The 15,453-nt window shown below is 37.6% G+C and carries 17 protein-coding genes and 1 tRNA gene; 7 read left to right on the top strand and 11 right to left on the bottom strand.

Annotated elements, in window-relative coordinates; translation table 11 throughout:
• Positions 1–3: 3 nt before the first annotated feature.
• The 5 genes from ftsY to ACPPVU_RS05840 form a co-directional block, all read right to left on the bottom strand.
• The gene (gene ftsY / locus ACPPVU_RS05860) at positions 4–969 is read right to left on the bottom strand and encodes a signal recognition particle-docking protein FtsY (protein ID WP_426670750.1); all 966 of its coding nucleotides are present in this window, start codon (positions 967–969) and stop codon (positions 4–6) included.
• Between the two features lie 315 nt (positions 970–1,284).
• Positions 1,285–1,449: a DUF4295 domain-containing protein gene (locus tag ACPPVU_RS05855; RefSeq protein WP_426670749.1), complete on the bottom strand. Its 165-nt coding sequence runs from the start codon at positions 1,447–1,449 to the stop codon at positions 1,285–1,287.
• 101 nt (positions 1,450–1,550) lie between these two features.
• The gene (gene rpmG / locus ACPPVU_RS05850; protein ID WP_002998409.1) at positions 1,551–1,733 is read right to left on the bottom strand and encodes a 50S ribosomal protein L33; all 183 of its coding nucleotides are present in this window, start codon (positions 1,731–1,733) and stop codon (positions 1,551–1,553) included.
• A 109-nt stretch (positions 1,734–1,842) separates the two neighbouring features.
• The gene (gene rpmB, locus ACPPVU_RS05845) at positions 1,843–2,076 is read right to left on the bottom strand and encodes a 50S ribosomal protein L28 (RefSeq protein ID WP_096355826.1); all 234 of its coding nucleotides are present in this window, start codon (positions 2,074–2,076) and stop codon (positions 1,843–1,845) included.
• A gap of 354 nt (positions 2,077–2,430) precedes the next feature.
• Positions 2,431–2,862 (bottom strand): hypothetical protein, encoded by a 432-nt coding sequence (locus ACPPVU_RS05840; RefSeq protein ID WP_426670748.1) that lies wholly within the window; start codon positions 2,860–2,862, stop codon positions 2,431–2,433.
• Between the two features lie 157 nt (positions 2,863–3,019).
• Between ACPPVU_RS05840 and acs the strand changes: the two genes are divergently transcribed.
• From acs to ACPPVU_RS05825, 3 genes are read left to right on the top strand one after another with little or no spacing between them, the layout of a single operon-like run.
• Positions 3,020–4,921 carry an acetate--CoA ligase gene (gene acs / locus ACPPVU_RS05835; RefSeq protein WP_426670747.1) on the top strand — a complete coding sequence of 634 codons (1,902 nt, stop codon included), beginning with the start codon at positions 3,020–3,022 and terminating at the stop codon, positions 4,919–4,921.
• Positions 4,922–4,937: 16 nt separating this feature from the next.
• Positions 4,938–5,420, top strand: coding sequence for a hypothetical protein (locus ACPPVU_RS05830; protein WP_426670746.1), 483 nt, complete (start codon positions 4,938–4,940; stop codon positions 5,418–5,420).
• A 57-nt stretch (positions 5,421–5,477) separates the two neighbouring features.
• Positions 5,478–5,663 (top strand): CsbD family protein, encoded by a 186-nt coding sequence (locus tag ACPPVU_RS05825; RefSeq protein ID WP_426670745.1) that lies wholly within the window; start codon positions 5,478–5,480, stop codon positions 5,661–5,663.
• Between the two features lie 160 nt (positions 5,664–5,823).
• Here the strand turns inward: ACPPVU_RS05825 and ACPPVU_RS05820 are convergent, their stop codons facing one another.
• A complete protein-coding gene (locus tag ACPPVU_RS05820; RefSeq protein WP_426670744.1) occupies positions 5,824–6,375 on the bottom strand; it encodes a Uma2 family endonuclease in 552 nt (183 codons plus the stop codon).
• A gap of 27 nt (positions 6,376–6,402) precedes the next feature.
• Here ACPPVU_RS05820 and surE point away from each other — a divergent pair, with 27 nt between their 5' ends.
• On the top strand, positions 6,403–7,176 hold the full coding sequence (gene surE, locus ACPPVU_RS05815; protein WP_426670743.1) for a 5'/3'-nucleotidase SurE: 774 nt from the start codon (positions 6,403–6,405) through the stop codon (positions 7,174–7,176).
• 1 nt (position 7,177) lies between these two features.
• Here the strand turns inward: surE and ACPPVU_RS05810 are convergent, their stop codons facing one another.
• The gene (locus ACPPVU_RS05810; protein WP_426670742.1) at positions 7,178–7,639 is read right to left on the bottom strand and encodes a DUF7684 family protein; all 462 of its coding nucleotides are present in this window, start codon (positions 7,637–7,639) and stop codon (positions 7,178–7,180) included.
• Positions 7,640–7,736: 97 nt separating this feature from the next.
• Here ACPPVU_RS05810 and lpxB point away from each other — a divergent pair, with 97 nt between their 5' ends.
• Positions 7,737–8,849: a lipid-A-disaccharide synthase gene (lpxB, locus tag ACPPVU_RS05805; protein ID WP_426670741.1), complete on the top strand. Its 1,113-nt coding sequence runs from the start codon at positions 7,737–7,739 to the stop codon at positions 8,847–8,849.
• Positions 8,850–8,950: 101 nt separating this feature from the next.
• Here the strand turns inward: lpxB and ACPPVU_RS05800 are convergent, their stop codons facing one another.
• The 4 genes from ACPPVU_RS05800 to ACPPVU_RS05785 form a co-directional block, all read right to left on the bottom strand.
• Complete coding sequence (locus tag ACPPVU_RS05800; RefSeq protein ID WP_426670740.1) at positions 8,951–9,100, bottom strand: hypothetical protein; 150 nt, start codon at positions 9,098–9,100, stop codon at positions 8,951–8,953.
• Between the two features lie 36 nt (positions 9,101–9,136).
• Positions 9,137–9,364, bottom strand: coding sequence for a hypothetical protein (locus tag ACPPVU_RS05795; protein WP_426670739.1), 228 nt, complete (start codon positions 9,362–9,364; stop codon positions 9,137–9,139).
• Positions 9,365–9,499: 135 nt separating this feature from the next.
• A complete protein-coding gene (locus ACPPVU_RS05790) occupies positions 9,500–10,759 on the bottom strand; it encodes an MFS transporter (protein WP_426670738.1) in 1,260 nt (419 codons plus the stop codon).
• 682 nt (positions 10,760–11,441) lie between these two features.
• Positions 11,442–12,824, bottom strand: a complete 1,383-nt coding sequence (locus tag ACPPVU_RS05785; protein ID WP_426670737.1) for a hypothetical protein — start codon at positions 12,822–12,824, stop codon at positions 11,442–11,444.
• A gap of 350 nt (positions 12,825–13,174) precedes the next feature.
• On the opposite strand from ACPPVU_RS05785, the gene ACPPVU_RS05780 reads away from it, so the two are divergent.
• A tRNA-Ala gene (locus ACPPVU_RS05780) sits at positions 13,175–13,248 on the top strand.
• Between the two features lie 1,450 nt (positions 13,249–14,698).
• Positions 14,699–15,235 carry an OmpA family protein gene (locus ACPPVU_RS05775; protein ID WP_426670736.1) on the top strand — a complete coding sequence of 179 codons (537 nt, stop codon included), beginning with the start codon at positions 14,699–14,701 and terminating at the stop codon, positions 15,233–15,235.
• The last annotated feature ends 218 nt before the right edge of the window (positions 15,236–15,453 follow it).

Genomic DNA, 15,453 nt, shown 5'->3' with positions numbered 1-15,453 from the left:
ATCTTATTGTTTGAATAAACTTTCTACGAAAGCTTTACGATCAAATAGCTGCAAATGATCCATGCCCTCGCCTACTCCTATATATTTCACCGGTATCCTGAACTGATCGGATATCCCTATAACCACACCACCCTTGGCAGTGCCATCCAGTTTAGTTAATGCCAGGGCGTTTACAGCAGTGGCTTCGGTGAACTGTTTGCATTGTTCAATGGCGTTTTGACCAGTAGAGGCATCCAGCACCAGTAATATTTCGTGCGGTGCACCGGGCACCACTTTTTCCATTACATTTTTGATCTTGGTCAGCTCGTTCATCAGGCCAACCTTATTGTGCAAACGACCAGCAGTATCAATAATAGCCACATCATCGCCATTGGAAACCGCAGACCGCAAAGTATCATAAGCTACAGATGCCGGATCAGAACCCATAGCCTGTGCCACTACCCGTACACCAACCCGTTCGCCCCATAGCTGGATCTGGTCTACAGCTGCTGCGCGGAACGTATCTGCCGCACCAATCACCACTTTGTTTCCCGCTTGCTTTAATTTATGAGCCAGTTTACCAATAGTCGTAGTTTTACCTACACCGTTGACTCCCACCACCATAATAACGTATGGTTTGTGGTTGCCATATTCAAAATTAGTGAAATCGTTGCTGTTATTTTCTGCTAATAAGTGTTGTATCTCATCACGAAGCAGGTTATTCAGTTCGGATGTATTGACATATTTATCGCGGGCCACACGATCTTGAATACGTTTGATGATCTTTAGGGTAGTGCTTACACCTACATCTGAGGTAACCAGTACTTCTTCCAGATCGTCGAGCACATCATCATCAACGGTTGACTTGCCTGCAACTACCTTAGTGATCTTGGAGAAGAAGCTGTCTTTTGTTTTTTCTAAGCCAGTATCCAGCGCCTGCTGTTCCTGCGGCGTGCTTTCTTTCTTTTTAAAAAAATCAAATAATCCCATAGTTCAAATGTGCAGATGTGAGAATGTGCAAATATGCAGATTGTCCAGATGTGCAAATATTTTGGATGTGCAAATATGCAGATTTGTAAATATGCATATGCTATCAATATCTGATTTATTACTTTTCTCAGATCATTTGCACATCTGCATATCCGCACATCTGCACATTGTTGAATTCATTTGCACATCTGCATATTCGCACATCTGCACATCAAAAAATTCATTTGCACATCTGCATATCAGCACATTTGCATATTTAATAAAAAAAGCCCTCTCGTTGAAACAAGACGGCTTTTAAATATTTTTCAGATCAGATTACTGACCTTTACCAGCAGTAATCGCATCCTTAACGTGGTCGTTATGTACAATTACTTCTTTAAATGAGTAAGCACCAGTTTTTGGCGATTTAGCCATAGTGATCACTTTTGAATATTCTTTGCCTTTACCTGTTTTTAGGGTTGCAACTACTTTCTTTGCCATGTTATTTACGTTTTACGTATTACGTTGAACGTTCTACGTTTTTTTGAAACAATGTATTTGCCGATTGCCATACGTATAACGTACAACGTCCGACGTATAACTTATTTAATTTCTTTATGAACTGTTACTTTTCTTAAAACCGGGTTGAATTTTTTCAATTCCAGTCTTTCAGTAGTATTTTTCTTGTTCTTGGTAGTAATGTAACGAGACATGCCTGGCAGTCCGCTTTCTTTATGCTCGGTACACTCTAATATTACCTGAACCCTGTTGCCTTTTTTTGCCATCTTCTTATTTTGTTGTACGTATTACGTGATACGTTTTACGTTTATTTTCAAATGAGTTATGCGCACATGCTTTACGTATTACGTAAAACGTTGAACGTATAACCTACTACTAAATGTATCCTTTTTTAACAAACTTGTTGATACAAGCAGTTATACCGTTTTTGCTGATAGTTTTCACAGCAGAAGTAGATACTTTTAAAGTAATCCACTTATCTTCTTCAGGAATATAAAACTTCTTCAGCTTTAAATTTGGGTGAAACCTGCGTTTAGTTTTAACATTTGAGTTAGAAACGTTATTACCAACCAGTGAAGCCTTTCCTGTTAAATCACAAATTCTTGACATGACAATCGATTTAATTCAATCCCTTTTCTTGAAAGAGTTTGCAAATATCAGGATTTAATGTCAAATATTCAACAGTGTTTTTAAAATAATTTGAAAAAGATTTGAGAGGGTTAATAGTAGGTAATTTTGCGCTCAACTGTATCGGCGTGACCTCCATCGGTCATTACAATTCTCTTTGTCCAATTACCTTTTGGGTCGAAAGATAAGTATGTATAATTCACGTTCCAGTGATCGTTACCATGATGATACACTTTTTGTGCTAAAAATCCGTCGAAATCATATTCAAAACTTACCCTTGACCTTAAAGCATTATAATAATCATAATCCTCGTAACTACTTAATTCACCAAGACTATTATTTATAATGATAAAGGACTAATGATATTGGCTGTGTGGGACCGGGCTCTTCTCTTTTTGTGACGCGGCCATTGCTATCAAAATAATATACACTCTTTAAATCTACATAAACTGCAGTTTCTACACGTATTTGGCTGCTGTCATATTTGGTATAATATGTTACGTAAGAAGCAGCATAGCCTTTTTCACCAAAGTTTGTTCTGATTGGATCGCCCGCCTTGCTAAATAAGGTGGTATCATCAGGCACCAATTGTGGCTTATCTCCCTCAACCTTCCTATCAGGCCTTAATTCTATTACCTGTTTTATGTTGCCATACATCAACTCTGGTTCCCGATAGGCAACTATAACAATTCGTTTTATTTTATCCTGCCGAAAAGATAAAAAGCAGAAAGCGCAAAGCAGTAATAACAATTTCTTTAAGTTTCGCATGTGATGATAAGGCAATATTTAAAGATATAAATTTAATATAGCCTTTAACAAGAAAATTGCTAATTTTCGCTCACCAATTTACTATTTGATATTCCGCTGTGCTTTATGAAATGTTCAACCATTAAGCGACAACAAAATTTATCAAAACAACACAACAATGAAGATCACTTCCTTTGAAGAGTACCAGAAAACCTATCAGAAAAGCGTAGAACAACCGGAAGAATTTTGGGCCGATATAGCCGGCAACTTCCAATGGCGCAAACCCTGGGATAAAGTGCTGGAGTGGAATTTTACTGAGCCAAAGGTAAAATGGTTCCAGGGGGCAAAGCTGAATATTACTGAAAACTGCCTCGACCGTCACCTGGAAAAACTGGGCGATAAACCTGCCATTATTTGGGAGCCAAATGATCCGACAGAGGATCACCGTATTTTGACCTACCGTCAGCTGCATGATAAAGTTTGCCAGTTTGCCAATGTATTAAAGAACAATGGCGCTAAAAAAGGCGACCGCATTTGCATCTATATGCCAATGGTGCCCGAACTGGCTATTGCTGTATTAGCCTGTGCACGTATCGGAGCAATTCATTCTGTAGTTTTTGGTGGCTTTTCGGCACAATCCATTGCTGACAGGATAAAAGACGCTACCTGCAATATCGTGATCACTGCTGATGGCGGTTTCAGAGGAAATAAGGAAATTCAGTTAAAATCAATTATAGATGATGCATTGGTTCAATGTCCGTCGATAAAAAAAGTAATTGTACTTACCCGCAGCCGCACCCCTATATCCATGATCAAGGGCCGTGATGTATGGTGGGAAGATGAGATAAAGAAGGTAGAAACCCAGGGCAATACGATATGTCCGGTTGAAGAGATGGATGCTGAGGATATGCTTTTCATCCTGTATACTTCGGGCTCAACAGGTAAACCAAAAGGCGTGGTACATACTTGCGGCGGGTATATGGTTTATACCGGGTATACTTTTTCTAATGCCTTTCAATATAATGTAGGCGAAGTTTATTTCTGCACTGCAGATATCGGCTGGATAACCGGTCACTCTTATATCGTGTACGGACCTTTATCACAGGGAGCAACATGTGTGTTGTTTGAAGGCATTCCTACTTACCCAAATCCGGGACGTTTTTGGGACATCGTTGAAAAATTCAAAGTAAATATTCTATATACTGCACCTACTGCTATCCGCTCATTAATGAGTTTTGGTGATGACGTGGTAAAATCTAAAGATTTAAGCTCACTAAAAAAATTAGGCTCTGTTGGCGAGCCTATCAATGAGGAGGCATGGCATTGGTTTGATGAAAAGATCGGTCATGGCAATTGCCCTATTGTGGATACCTGGTGGCAAACAGAAACGGGTGGTTTTATGATATCTCCTATTGCAGGGGTTACTAAAACCAAACCGAGTTACGCGTCGTTGCCGCTTCCGGGTGTACAGCCGGTATTGGTAGACGAAAACGGGGTCGAAATTGAAGGATCAAATGTAAGTGGTAATCTGTGTATTAAATTCCCATGGCCAGGCATGCTGCGCACCACGTATGGCGACCATGAGCGTTGCCGCACTACGTACTTCGCGACGTATCCCGGTAAATATTTTACCGGCGATGGTAGTCTTCGCGATGAAAATGGTTATTACCGCATCACAGGGCGTGTGGATGATGTACTGAATGTATCTGGTCACCGTATTGGTACTGCCGAAGTGGAAAATGCCATCAACATGCATAGTAGTGTGGTTGAATCGGCTGTGGTGGGTTATTCGCATGATATAAAAGGGCAAGGCGTATATGCTTTTGTGGTGAGCCCCAATAAGCATGGCGATGAAGAACTGACCCGCAAGGATATTATGATGACTGTTACGCGCATCATTGGCGCCATCGCCAAGCCTGATAAAATTCAGTTTGTGACCGGGCTACCAAAAACACGTTCGGGCAAGATCATGCGCCGTATCTTGCGTAAAATAGCTGAAGGCGATACTTCTAATTTGGGCGATACTTCTACCCTGCTTGATCCGGCTGTAGTTGAGGAGATAAAGGCGGGGGCGTTGTAGTCATTTATAGACTGGGATGAAATATCAGCTTGATTTTAATACCGCTTATAATCAGTTTTATATTGTAGATGGGACAAAAAACGGGGACACTGCGTCAGCTAATTTTTGGACGAACGATGCATTTCAGGATAGACTCGCGATAGAAGAGTGGGTTTTAGGAGTTGGAATAGAATCCTATGGTCATGTCAAAGCTGAACTTCAGCTATTAAATAGCCCAACAAAAGAAATTGATTTTAGCAAATACGACCACATAGTGGAAGGTGGAATCAAAATCAGTTCAGGGCTTTTGCAGATAATTGATTGCCCTAATAGTGAAATTGCTCTTAGCGTTCTGATAGAACCCGGGAATTATCGGGTTAGGGTTTACTCAATGGCTTTAGATGGTGTTGACACTGATGAAGATGAAGGCGATGACCATTATTTAATAGAGATTTGGCCTGATCAAAATATGGCTAGAACTGTACTAAAACGATATAAACACAAATCAGCCGAAAATTAATCCAAAACCTAAATGATGTTCTAAATGTTATTAAGCTAACATCTAACAAAAAACATCATGGATAAATTACAAATCAAAGGCGGCTGGAACGAGTTGAAAGGGAAAATAAAACAAGCCTACGGCGACCTGACCGATGACGACCTGGTCCGCGAAGAAGGAAAAGACGATGAGTTGTTGGGAAAACTCCAGAAAAAGACCGGTAAAAGCCGGGATGATCTGGTAAAATGGATCAATAGCTTATAAAAGAACAGAAGCCTCGGGAAACCGGGGCTTTTTAGTTTACCTGTAACTTTATCAGTATTTTGGCGTCTGTGCTCCGTTAGCTGCAATCGGGAGTTTCTTGCTGGCTTCAATAATTGTATTGATACCGGGAGTGAAAAGAATTATTTAGAGGTTTGTTTCTTTATGCGAAGATCTTACTGAGATCAAAACTTAAACCGGGCAACAATACTGATTGTAATTGTTCTGTTTTTTCAGCTTTTTGATGTAATTGATATACGCCATCCTGCAAAATATATAACTCGGAATTTAGGGCAATAGGGTCAACAATGATGTATTCCTTTACTCCGTATTTTTGATAAATGTCTTTTTTTTGCCTTAAGTCGTAGTATGCATTTGATGGAGAAAGCACCTCAATAACCAAATCTGGGGCGCCTTCAATCCTATCTTTTACAAGCTCTGATCTTCTTTGTTCTGAGATATAAAGCACATCAGGTTGCAATACATTGCCATCATCAAATTTTACGTCCATTGGGGCGGCAAATGCGACACCACCATTATCAGTACTATCCAAAAAATTCAGGATTATCTGAGAAAGTCTTATACAAATAGCTTGATGAATCGGTGTTGGTGATGGCGACATAATCAGATCATAGTTAATTAGCTGAAAAGGCGCACCTTCCTCCATCATCATATAGTCATCAACGGTATATTTTTTCTTTTCAGCAATAAGCATAATCAAATATAACTAATTTTGACCCAAATGAAAAACGCCAAACCTACTATACTTGTTGTTAATGACGACGGCATTACCGCTCCCGGGATCAAAGCCTTAATGGATACGATGAAAGAAATCGGCAATGTGGTTGTAGTAGCGCCGGATAGTCCACAATCAGGTATGGGGCATGCAATCACTATAGGCAGTCCGTTGCGGCTGGACAAGGTTGAGATTTACGAGGGCATTGAAAGCTATCGCTGCTCGGGCACTCCGGTTGATTGTGTTAAGCTGGCCGTAAACAAAGTACTTAAAGGCAAAAAGCCAGATCTGTGTGTATCAGGGATTAATCACGGACTGAATAATTCTATTAATATCCTTTACTCCGGCACCATGTCAGCAGCTGTTGAGGGGGCTATTGAAGGTATACCGTCTATCGGTTTTTCGCTGGATGATTATACCTTACAGGCTGATTTTAGTCATTGCTTAAAATATGTAAAGGAGATAGCCCTGCAGGTTCTGCAAAATGGTTTGCCTGCTGCAACACTGCTCAATGTAAATTTCCCGAATACTAAGGATATCAAAGGTATCAAAATATGTCGCCAAGCCAATGCCAAATGGGCTGAAGAATTTGATGAACGTATGGATCCGCATAAACGCCCCTATTACTGGCTCACGGGCGTTTTCCAACTAAATGATACCGGAGAAGAAACTGATGTTTGGGCTTTAGAAAACAACTATGTTTCCGTAGTGCCGGTGCAGTTTGATATGACGGCCCACCATGCTATACCAATAATTAACAACTGGAAGTTTAATATTTAAACTATTCGTCAGCCGGAAGATACCCTTGTTTGAACATTCCCAATAAATTTGATATATCACCTTCTAAATCGCTGCCGTTGGCATCCAAACATATGATAGTATCGATTTGCATTTGCTCATTGTTAGCAGCATATATCGAAAACCACAACCCATTTTCAACGTCTGCATGCCAGGTCGTTATTATATCAACAGATGATGGATATCCCCTTTCTATTTCTCTAGCTACGATATTATCATCAATAATATCATGCAATAACTCACCTTGCTCCCCTGTGCAACAAGCATAGCATAAGTTATTATCAATTAGTTCCTTAGAAATTTCAAATAGCTCGGTTTTCTTTCTATTAGAAACAATGGCAAATACTAACCAATTTCCATTAGAGAAATCGTCACCCCATGAAATATTCTTATCATATTTCTGGTAAAAAACTTTTCTATTATTAACTATTCCTATTTCGACCATGATAGAATCTAAGTTAGATGGCTTAGTTCGTTCATCAAAATGTTTATTTATAATTTCCCTCCTGGACTTTTGAAATTATACTTACTATCATTGTAAAATGAAGTATTATTTGGTAGCCGGTGAAGCCTCCGGCGATCTGCACGGAGCCAACCTAATGAAAGCATTAAAAGAAAAAGACCCAAAAGCGGAGTTCCGTTTTTTCGGTGGCGATCTGATGCTTGCTGAAGGTGGTGAACTGGTAAAACATTATGCCGACATGGCCTTCATGGGTTTCGCGGAGGTGGTGATCAATTTGCGCGCGATCATAAAAAACCTGAAATCATGCAAAAATGATATAGCAGCATGGCAGCCGGATGTATTGATATTGATCGATTTTCCCGGGTTTAATTTAAAAATAGCGGAGTTTGCCAAAGCCAGCGGCTTTTTAGTTTGCTATTATATTTCGCCCAAAGTATGGGCATGGAACCAAAAACGGGTATTAAAAATAAAACGCATAGTCGATCATCTGTTTTGCATACTGCCATTTGAGGTGGATTTTTATAAAGAATGGGGCATGCAGGTTGATTATGTAGGCAATCCTTTATTAGATGCGGTTGCAGCGTTTAAACCGGATGCTGATTTTCGTCAGCATCATCAACTCAATGATAAAAAGATCATAGCACTTTTACCGGGCAGCCGAAGGCAGGAAATCAGCAGATTACTGCCCGATATGATCGCGGTAGCTAAAAATTGGCCGGATTACCAATTTGTAATAGCGGGTGCACCTTCATTTGATAGCTCTTATTATGATCAATTTATAACCGATAGAGGTATAAAAGTTGTATTTAATAGTACTTATGATCTGCTAAACAATGCACATGCTGCTATTGTAGCTTCAGGCACTGCTACATTGGAGACTGCTTTATTTAGCGTACCTCAAATAGTAGTCTATAAAGGAAATCCAATCAGCATAAATATAGCCAGGGCATTAGTAAAAATCAGGTTTATATCGCTGGTGAATTTAATTATGGATGATGGTGTAGTGAAAGAGCTGATACAGCAGGATTGCAATCCCCAAAAGATCAATGAGGAATTAAATCTAATCCTGAATGATAAAGTCTATCGTGAAAAAATGCTGGATAACTATAAAAAGCTGCATGTTAAAATGGGCAAACCCGGCGCATCAGAAAAAACAGCCGGATTGATTATCCAATATGCCTCAAAAAAATAAAGCTTCCTTTATCCCGGTTAGGGAATAAATGAAGCTTTACCGTTTTCATAGGTTTGTAGAAGATTTAATAGATAGATGTATATATATAGATCAGGAAACGGTTAACGAACTTGTAACCGTACCTGGTGATTGCTTAGTATCTGACGTTTTATGCCTTTTATAGTATTAAGATCATGAATTAAAAGCGTCTTCAACTCATTATCAAAACGAGCTAATAACTTGGTAACTGAGGTTGTTTTATGAGTTTTCATAAAAATTGTTTTAGGGTGTGTACTTATTATACGTAATTAGTCTGTCTTTGGTTCTTTGTCGATATGGTCCTTTTCGGTAAGATTATCCTTCCGCCTTTTTGCCTCTTTATACTGCCGCACAATTTGTTCCTTGTCGCGCTCGTCAGAGGGGTTTTCAGGATTTAGCGGGTCTGCCCACTCCTGTTCTTCGCTTTCGGATGCCTTTTTCTTTTTAACTTCCATATCGTGATGAGCACAGTCCCAATTTGATGCCACAATTTTCAATAATACCGTTAAACATAAATTGCCACAACGAAAATCAGTAAGACAATCAGCTATTTAGGTTGGTTTAAGAAAAATAAGCCAATGGATAACAAAATCAGGGTTCCGCGAAATATCGTTTCCGGAATAGTCAATTATCTATACACTGCGCCTGATTTTTTGTACAATCTTATGGTTAAGCAGATGAACGATAACTGCAATGCCAGATAAAATAATGCCCGTTACACATACGCCAACCCAGCCATGTAAACCCCAGGCAATACTGGCCAGGAAAGTACCTATCCCGCCACCGATAAAATAGGACACCATATAAACCGTATTGATGCGATTTCGCGCCCCTGCATGTAATGCAAAAATTAAAGACTGGTTAGAAATATGCGTTGCCTGCACACCCATATCTAAAACAATTACACCAATGATAAGCCCTGGTATGCTGTTACCGGAAAAGATAAAAACAACAAATGATACGACTATCAGCAACAAAGTATAGGTAGAAAGCTTAAAGGCGTCCATTTTATCACTTAACCGTCCCATTACACTGGCAGCTATTGCGCCAAATGCACCAATCAGCCCAAATAAGCCCGCAGCTAAACTTGGTGTAAGCGTTATGTTATTAAAAATGTGAGCTGATGGGAATAATATCTTAAAATTCTGACTAAATAAAAACACCAATGTAGCCCAAAAGGCACTAAAACAAGCAAAGCACAAAGCTCCTCTTATTGCGGCAAATCGTAATGCCGGTTCGTGTTTTATTAAAGTTAATAGTGACCGCATTAAAGCTTTATAAGTCCCTTTATATTCGGGTTCCACTTCGGGCAGCAGGAAAAATAACAGCAACCATATAATTACCATAATACCGGCTGCAATATAGAACATAGCACGCCAGCCAAAATAGCTGTCTATTACCCCACCGATTGTACGCGAAAGCAAAATACCCAGCAACAATCCACTCATCACAAAGCCTATTTTACTTCCACGCTCTTCCGGTTTAGCCAAATGTGCTGTCATGGGAATAAGCAACTGCGGGATCAAGGAAAATATTCCTACCAAAAAACTGGCCAATATTAACAAGTTAATATTGGGAGATATGGCAGTAAACAATAACGATATTGTTGCCAGAGCAAGGCAAAGCATGATTAGTCGTTTTCGCCGAACCATATCTGCAAGCGGAGCTAAAAAAAGCATGCCAGCAGCGTAACCCAATTGTGTAAACATTGCTACCTGTCCAACTTTGCTATTACTTACATGGTATGTCCGGGCCATATCATCTAATAAAGGCTGATTATAATACAGGTTGGCAACGATAAGACCAGTTGCAATGGCCATTATCCATAAAAGGGACGTGGTTAGTTCGGGATGAATGCGTTTTTCAGCATAAGTCATTTCAGCGGAAGTCATAGGAAGCTGCACTTTAATTTCTTTGGCAAAAGTGAAAAAGCTTCCCAATAAAGATGTTTATAGAAAGTAATATTTTCAGAAATCTACGTTTTACTAGTGATTTTGATCAAAACATAGTCAAAATCGCCTGATTAGATCAATTTAAATAGCAAAAAATAATTTACTGTCAGTTTTAGTACATTTTTTATCACAAAACACTGCCGAAAAATTTATTTTTTAATAAAACATGTAATTTTCTGCTTTTGGATACTAACTATTGTTAAAAAATAAGATTACATTATTAAAAGATGAACCAAAAGAGTAAATAATGCAATATTTTGACTGTTTTTTAGATAGATTTTTATCTTTTTACTTATTTTGTTAAAAATTATGTTGCTTTTATTATTTTTTTAGCTACTTTTACATCGTCAACATTAAACACACAGATTTAACAATCTAATTTTATATAATTAATACCTATTTGATTGTTTATTTAATGTAAATTCAATGTTAACAAGTGTTAATTTAAAGAGTGACAAAAAAATTACAAATGTATTGTTTACATTTCAATTAATAGTGTTACTTTTACACTATAAAATTTATAACAAAGTCTTCTCATAATTTAGGTTTATAATTGGTTAGTAAAGGCCCCTGCCCATCAGGGGCTTTACTTATTTTAAGAGGTTAATTTTTATATATTTATTTAGTCTATTTGCCTTACCCTAAACAACATTTTGAGTTTATCACCAAATGGCTGTTTGTTGAACCATTGCCAATGCACGATTGAAGCGTTCTGGTTATTAATTAAAGTAAATAACCTTGGTATCAAAAGGCCAAGTAACAAGGCAAGACCATAAACTAAAAAAGCATTAGGAGCTATTTCTTCTATATTATCCTCTGGTTTTTCAATTATTCTGATATTGCCTGAATTTATAATCGCCGCATTTTGAGCGCGTTGATATTTTAATATTTCAGCTCTAAGATGTCTTTCCGTTGCTTTGTCAGGCTGCGTATTTGGCGCTACCTTATCATTCTGCAAGCGATATATAGAACTTAAAATACTTGCCTTAAGAATGCTAATTTGTTTATCAATATTTGATATCTCCAGATCATCTATTTTAGTCTGCACAAGCAATCGTTGCACTTCAAATTGCATTTTATTATATCCATCCAGGTCATCTCTTAAACCCCCGCTTTGTACGTCTTCAGTATAAGGCACCTGTTCAAATTGGTTTAGAGGCTCTTGCAGGTAAGTTTTAATAATTTCGAGCGTTTTTAGTTGCTGAGGGCTAAGCTTCGGGCCGTTCAATGCTGATGATTGCTTAGTCCCGGCTTCCAAAAGCTCCAGTTTTTGCGTCAAAACGTTAATACTATCGCTATAGTTTGTTTTTTTATTTAGCGCATGAATATTATTGCTTTTACTGTAAAATTCAAGCAGTTTATATAGAAAGTCTTGCCCCTTTTGTGCATTGTTTACCAATATGCTTAAAGCAACTGTCTTATTACTTTCATCGGGCTCAATAACAAGGTTGTTGTAATAATATTCGAGCATATCAACAGGCTCATTCAGTCTGACTATAGCCGTTTGAAAATGTGGAGTAAATGCCGGGCCACGAACCACTCTGAATTTTCCATAATAGCGGTTAACGCGTTCATTTATTTCATAAAACTGGATCGTATCCTGATGCTCTATACTGAATGAATGACTGCTTAAACTTTTAATGATCAAATCATTGGTGTATGTAATCCGCTCGTGTCTGTTTAATATCAATTTAACCGGCAGAGAGTCCCCGTATATTTCCTTTTGGGGCGAGCTTTCTTTATAGTAATTTACTTCAAACGGCAACTTACTGATGGCCTTTTGAACGAGCATTTTTGATTTCAGATCTTCTGCTACCAATTCTGCTGATTGAAGTGAATTATTAAGGATGATCTCTGACGATACCTTATACTTAATTTGGGAAGTATCCAGATAAATAAAGGCAAGCAGAATAAAAAACAGGTCGGATGTGTAAAAGATGTATTTTCCTTGAAAAGGACGCTTTAAAATATAAAAAGCTTCCTTATTTATGATTACAATAGCCATAGAAAATTTACATAACCGTCATAATTATTTACTTATTAAGCGCTTAAAGAATAAATATACGATTTTGCAGGGTTAATTGATTTGCCCAAAAGGCAATTTTTTTAAAAATATTTTACTTATACTGAAAAAATCTGTCATTAAAATTTATCTTGACATAATATTTGATAGGATAATAAAGTAAATGAGTATTCTCTTACTTTAACTGCAATCAAACGGATAAATGATTATAATTTTGTACTAATATTCTTTTTCTTACTTTTGCCATCCGCAACGGAAGTCAGTTGGCAGTTTCAATTTACAGTTAGCATTTAAATTTGCAAGCTGCAAACAGATAACTGCAAACTCAAAGAGGGGGATTAGCTCAGCTGGCTAGAGCGCTTGCATGGCATGCAAGAGGTCATCGGTTCGACTCCGATATTCTCCACACTTGATAATCAAGGCTTTACGAAATTTCGTAGAGCCTTTTTTGTTTCAGGCAACACGCAGGTAACACAAAAAGTTGGTAATTATTAATCTGATACCTCTGCAAGGCGTTGAGAAAAAAATAATTAACCATTGTGTTTCCATCCATTTCACGGGATAATCGTGTTAGTCCGGTCTGGAATTGCGAAGAGTGAGAGCAGTATAATTGCTGTCAATTGCGAGCAAAGGTATAAAAGAGCAGTTATAAAAGATTTATTGAAAATTAAAAACCCCTTACACTCGCTGTTTGGAAGCTTTTTGTCAAAACTATACTTATAACAAAGAAATTATCTTTGCATATGTAATATTCAAACTTAACAAATACGAATACAACATATCCAATTATTGCCGAAAATAAACCTATAATAAAGTTGATAATAGTAAGAATAGCGCCTAATGCACTAAGAGAACCCCGCTTTTGCCCATTGCCCATTTATCATACTCTCCCATTAACAAATCGGAATAGAATTAGGAAAATTATAAATCCGCTTTCAACAATTGCTCTGAATATATGTCTGTTTGGTTTCTTAACCTTTATCCACTTTCTTATTATCAGTTTTCGCCAAAGTTAGGATTTATTAGACCTATTGCAGTTGAACGTTAACCTTTAAGCACCGTTCAAGGTGAAACTCCCCTTGCTAAGGAATGTCTAAATTAAAAGTCAATTATAAGATAAATGAATATGTCTATTTTTTTACTTTCACACAGTTTGAAAATAAATTTTTACATATTTTTGCATGTTTTCTGCAAGCGCGACTCCAAAACAATGAGTAATCTTCGATCAAATGATTTTTTCAAACATCAAGTGGCGATTTTATTGATTATTTACCTGTTATTTGCCTTGACTAATATTCTTTTGATTCCTCATTCTACATCAGCAATTTCTAAATTATCAATTCATTCGGCGCCTATAATCAGAAGACAATCTATAGAACCGAAAGGTGATGCAGTAAGTTTTAATATAATCACCGATAAATCCATCATTGATGACGATTTGCTCAATTCAAGCAAGTCCGTTGCTATTATTGTTCTTTTTGTTTTAAGCGGGCTTGTTTTTTTTAATATAAAGCCCAGAATAATTTCGCCCAATTCCAAAATACATTATAATCATCGTTACTCCTTCCTTTTTTTCTGCAAGCTGAGAATTTGATTAGACCCACGACTGAGGTTTATAAAACCTATTCTGATTTAAAGGAATCAGAATAGGTGACTTTGTAATTACTAATCAGACATTGTAGTTAGGCTCCCTGTTCTGGAATTTTAACAGGGTTTAGCTGTCAACCAATCCGATCTGGTTACTGATTTTATTCACCTCATGATTATTTCCCAAACACCATAAGTCTCCGGCTTTTCCCGCCTGGTTAAGAATATTAACATATTGAAATTTTCATCACAATTAAAATTAATCAATTATGAAATTTATAAGATCTCGTTTCGCGCCCATTATGATTTTATTCGCAGTAATTACGTTGCAGGCATGCAAACCCAAAAAGTTAATCCAGAAGTCTGCCCCGCCAGTAGAAACTCCTAAACCTGCACCGGTTGACCCACCAAAGCCCAAACCTGTAGAAGCAACAAAACCGGCGGTAGTTCCTGTTAAAAACCCGGATTTAAATATAAATGAGGTTAAAATCCAATTTGAGTTTGATTCAAGCGTTTTAAGAACATCCTCCTATAGTACTTTGGATCAGGTAGCATCTCAAATGAAGTTGGACCCTAATTCTACGTATGTCTTAAACGGGTATGCCTCTATTGAAGGGACGAAGGAACATAATTTGAGATTGTCAAAAGATAGGGCAAATGCAGTTAAAACTTATTTAGTTAATGCAGGCGTAAGCGCTAATAATATAAAAACGAAAGGCTTCGGTACACGAAATCCGGTAGCGGATAATAGTACAGAGGCGGGCAAGGAATTAAACCGCCGTGTTGAAATCAAGACAAAACAATAAAAATTTGTCTTGAGACAGACCTGCTACTCTGATTCTTCATATGAAAAATCTGAGTAGCAGTTTTTATAGGATTTTCTGTTCGGGACTAAGCATTTTCGTTTAAACGAAGTAATGTTCCCAAAAAAGCAGCGTTGTTTTAATATATATTGAATATGAGAATGCCACAGTGATTATTCCAACTACAGGTTACTAAATATTGCTAATAACCAAATATGCAG

Origin of the sequence: Mucilaginibacter sp. McL0603 (genome assembly GCF_049992945.1) — a bacterium.
Lineage (GTDB): Bacteria > Bacteroidota > Bacteroidia > Sphingobacteriales > Sphingobacteriaceae > Mucilaginibacter.
This window is presented reverse-complemented; position numbering and strand designations above follow the sequence as displayed.

Excerpts from the sequence above, each read along its gene's own strand:
- acs (WP_426670747.1), top strand. The coding sequence starts at position 3,020 with ATGAAGATCACTTCCTTTGAAGAGTACCAGAAAACCTATCAGAAAAGC.
- surE (WP_426670743.1), top strand. The coding sequence starts at position 6,403 with ATGAAAAACGCCAAACCTACTATACTTGTTGTTAATGACGACGGCATT.
- ACPPVU_RS05830 (WP_426670746.1), top strand. The coding sequence starts at position 4,938 with ATGAAATATCAGCTTGATTTTAATACCGCTTATAATCAGTTTTATATT.
- ACPPVU_RS05855 (WP_426670749.1), bottom strand. The coding sequence starts at position 1,449 with ATGGCAAAGAAAGTAGTTGCAACCCTAAAAACAGGTAAAGGCAAAGAA.
- lpxB (WP_426670741.1), top strand. The coding sequence starts at position 7,737 with ATGAAGTATTATTTGGTAGCCGGTGAAGCCTCCGGCGATCTGCACGGA.
- rpmB (WP_096355826.1), bottom strand. The coding sequence starts at position 2,076 with ATGTCAAGAATTTGTGATTTAACAGGAAAGGCTTCACTGGTTGGTAAT.
- ACPPVU_RS05820 (WP_426670744.1), bottom strand. The coding sequence starts at position 6,375 with ATGCTTATTGCTGAAAAGAAAAAATATACCGTTGATGACTATATGATG.
- ACPPVU_RS05775 (WP_426670736.1), top strand. The coding sequence starts at position 14,699 with ATGAAATTTATAAGATCTCGTTTCGCGCCCATTATGATTTTATTCGCA.
- ftsY (WP_426670750.1), bottom strand. The coding sequence starts at position 969 with ATGGGATTATTTGATTTTTTTAAAAAGAAAGAAAGCACGCCGCAGGAA.
- rpmG (WP_002998409.1), bottom strand. The coding sequence starts at position 1,733 with ATGGCAAAAAAAGGCAACAGGGTTCAGGTAATATTAGAGTGTACCGAG.
- ACPPVU_RS05825 (WP_426670745.1), top strand. The coding sequence starts at position 5,478 with ATGGATAAATTACAAATCAAAGGCGGCTGGAACGAGTTGAAAGGGAAA.
- ACPPVU_RS05785 (WP_426670737.1), bottom strand. The coding sequence starts at position 12,824 with ATGGCTATTGTAATCATAAATAAGGAAGCTTTTTATATTTTAAAGCGT.
- ACPPVU_RS05810 (WP_426670742.1), bottom strand. The coding sequence starts at position 7,639 with ATGGTCGAAATAGGAATAGTTAATAATAGAAAAGTTTTTTACCAGAAA.
- ACPPVU_RS05800 (WP_426670740.1), bottom strand. The coding sequence starts at position 9,100 with ATGAAAACTCATAAAACAACCTCAGTTACCAAGTTATTAGCTCGTTTT.
- ACPPVU_RS05840 (WP_426670748.1), bottom strand. The coding sequence starts at position 2,862 with ATGCGAAACTTAAAGAAATTGTTATTACTGCTTTGCGCTTTCTGCTTT.
- ACPPVU_RS05790 (WP_426670738.1), bottom strand. The coding sequence starts at position 10,759 with ATGACTTCCGCTGAAATGACTTATGCTGAAAAACGCATTCATCCCGAA.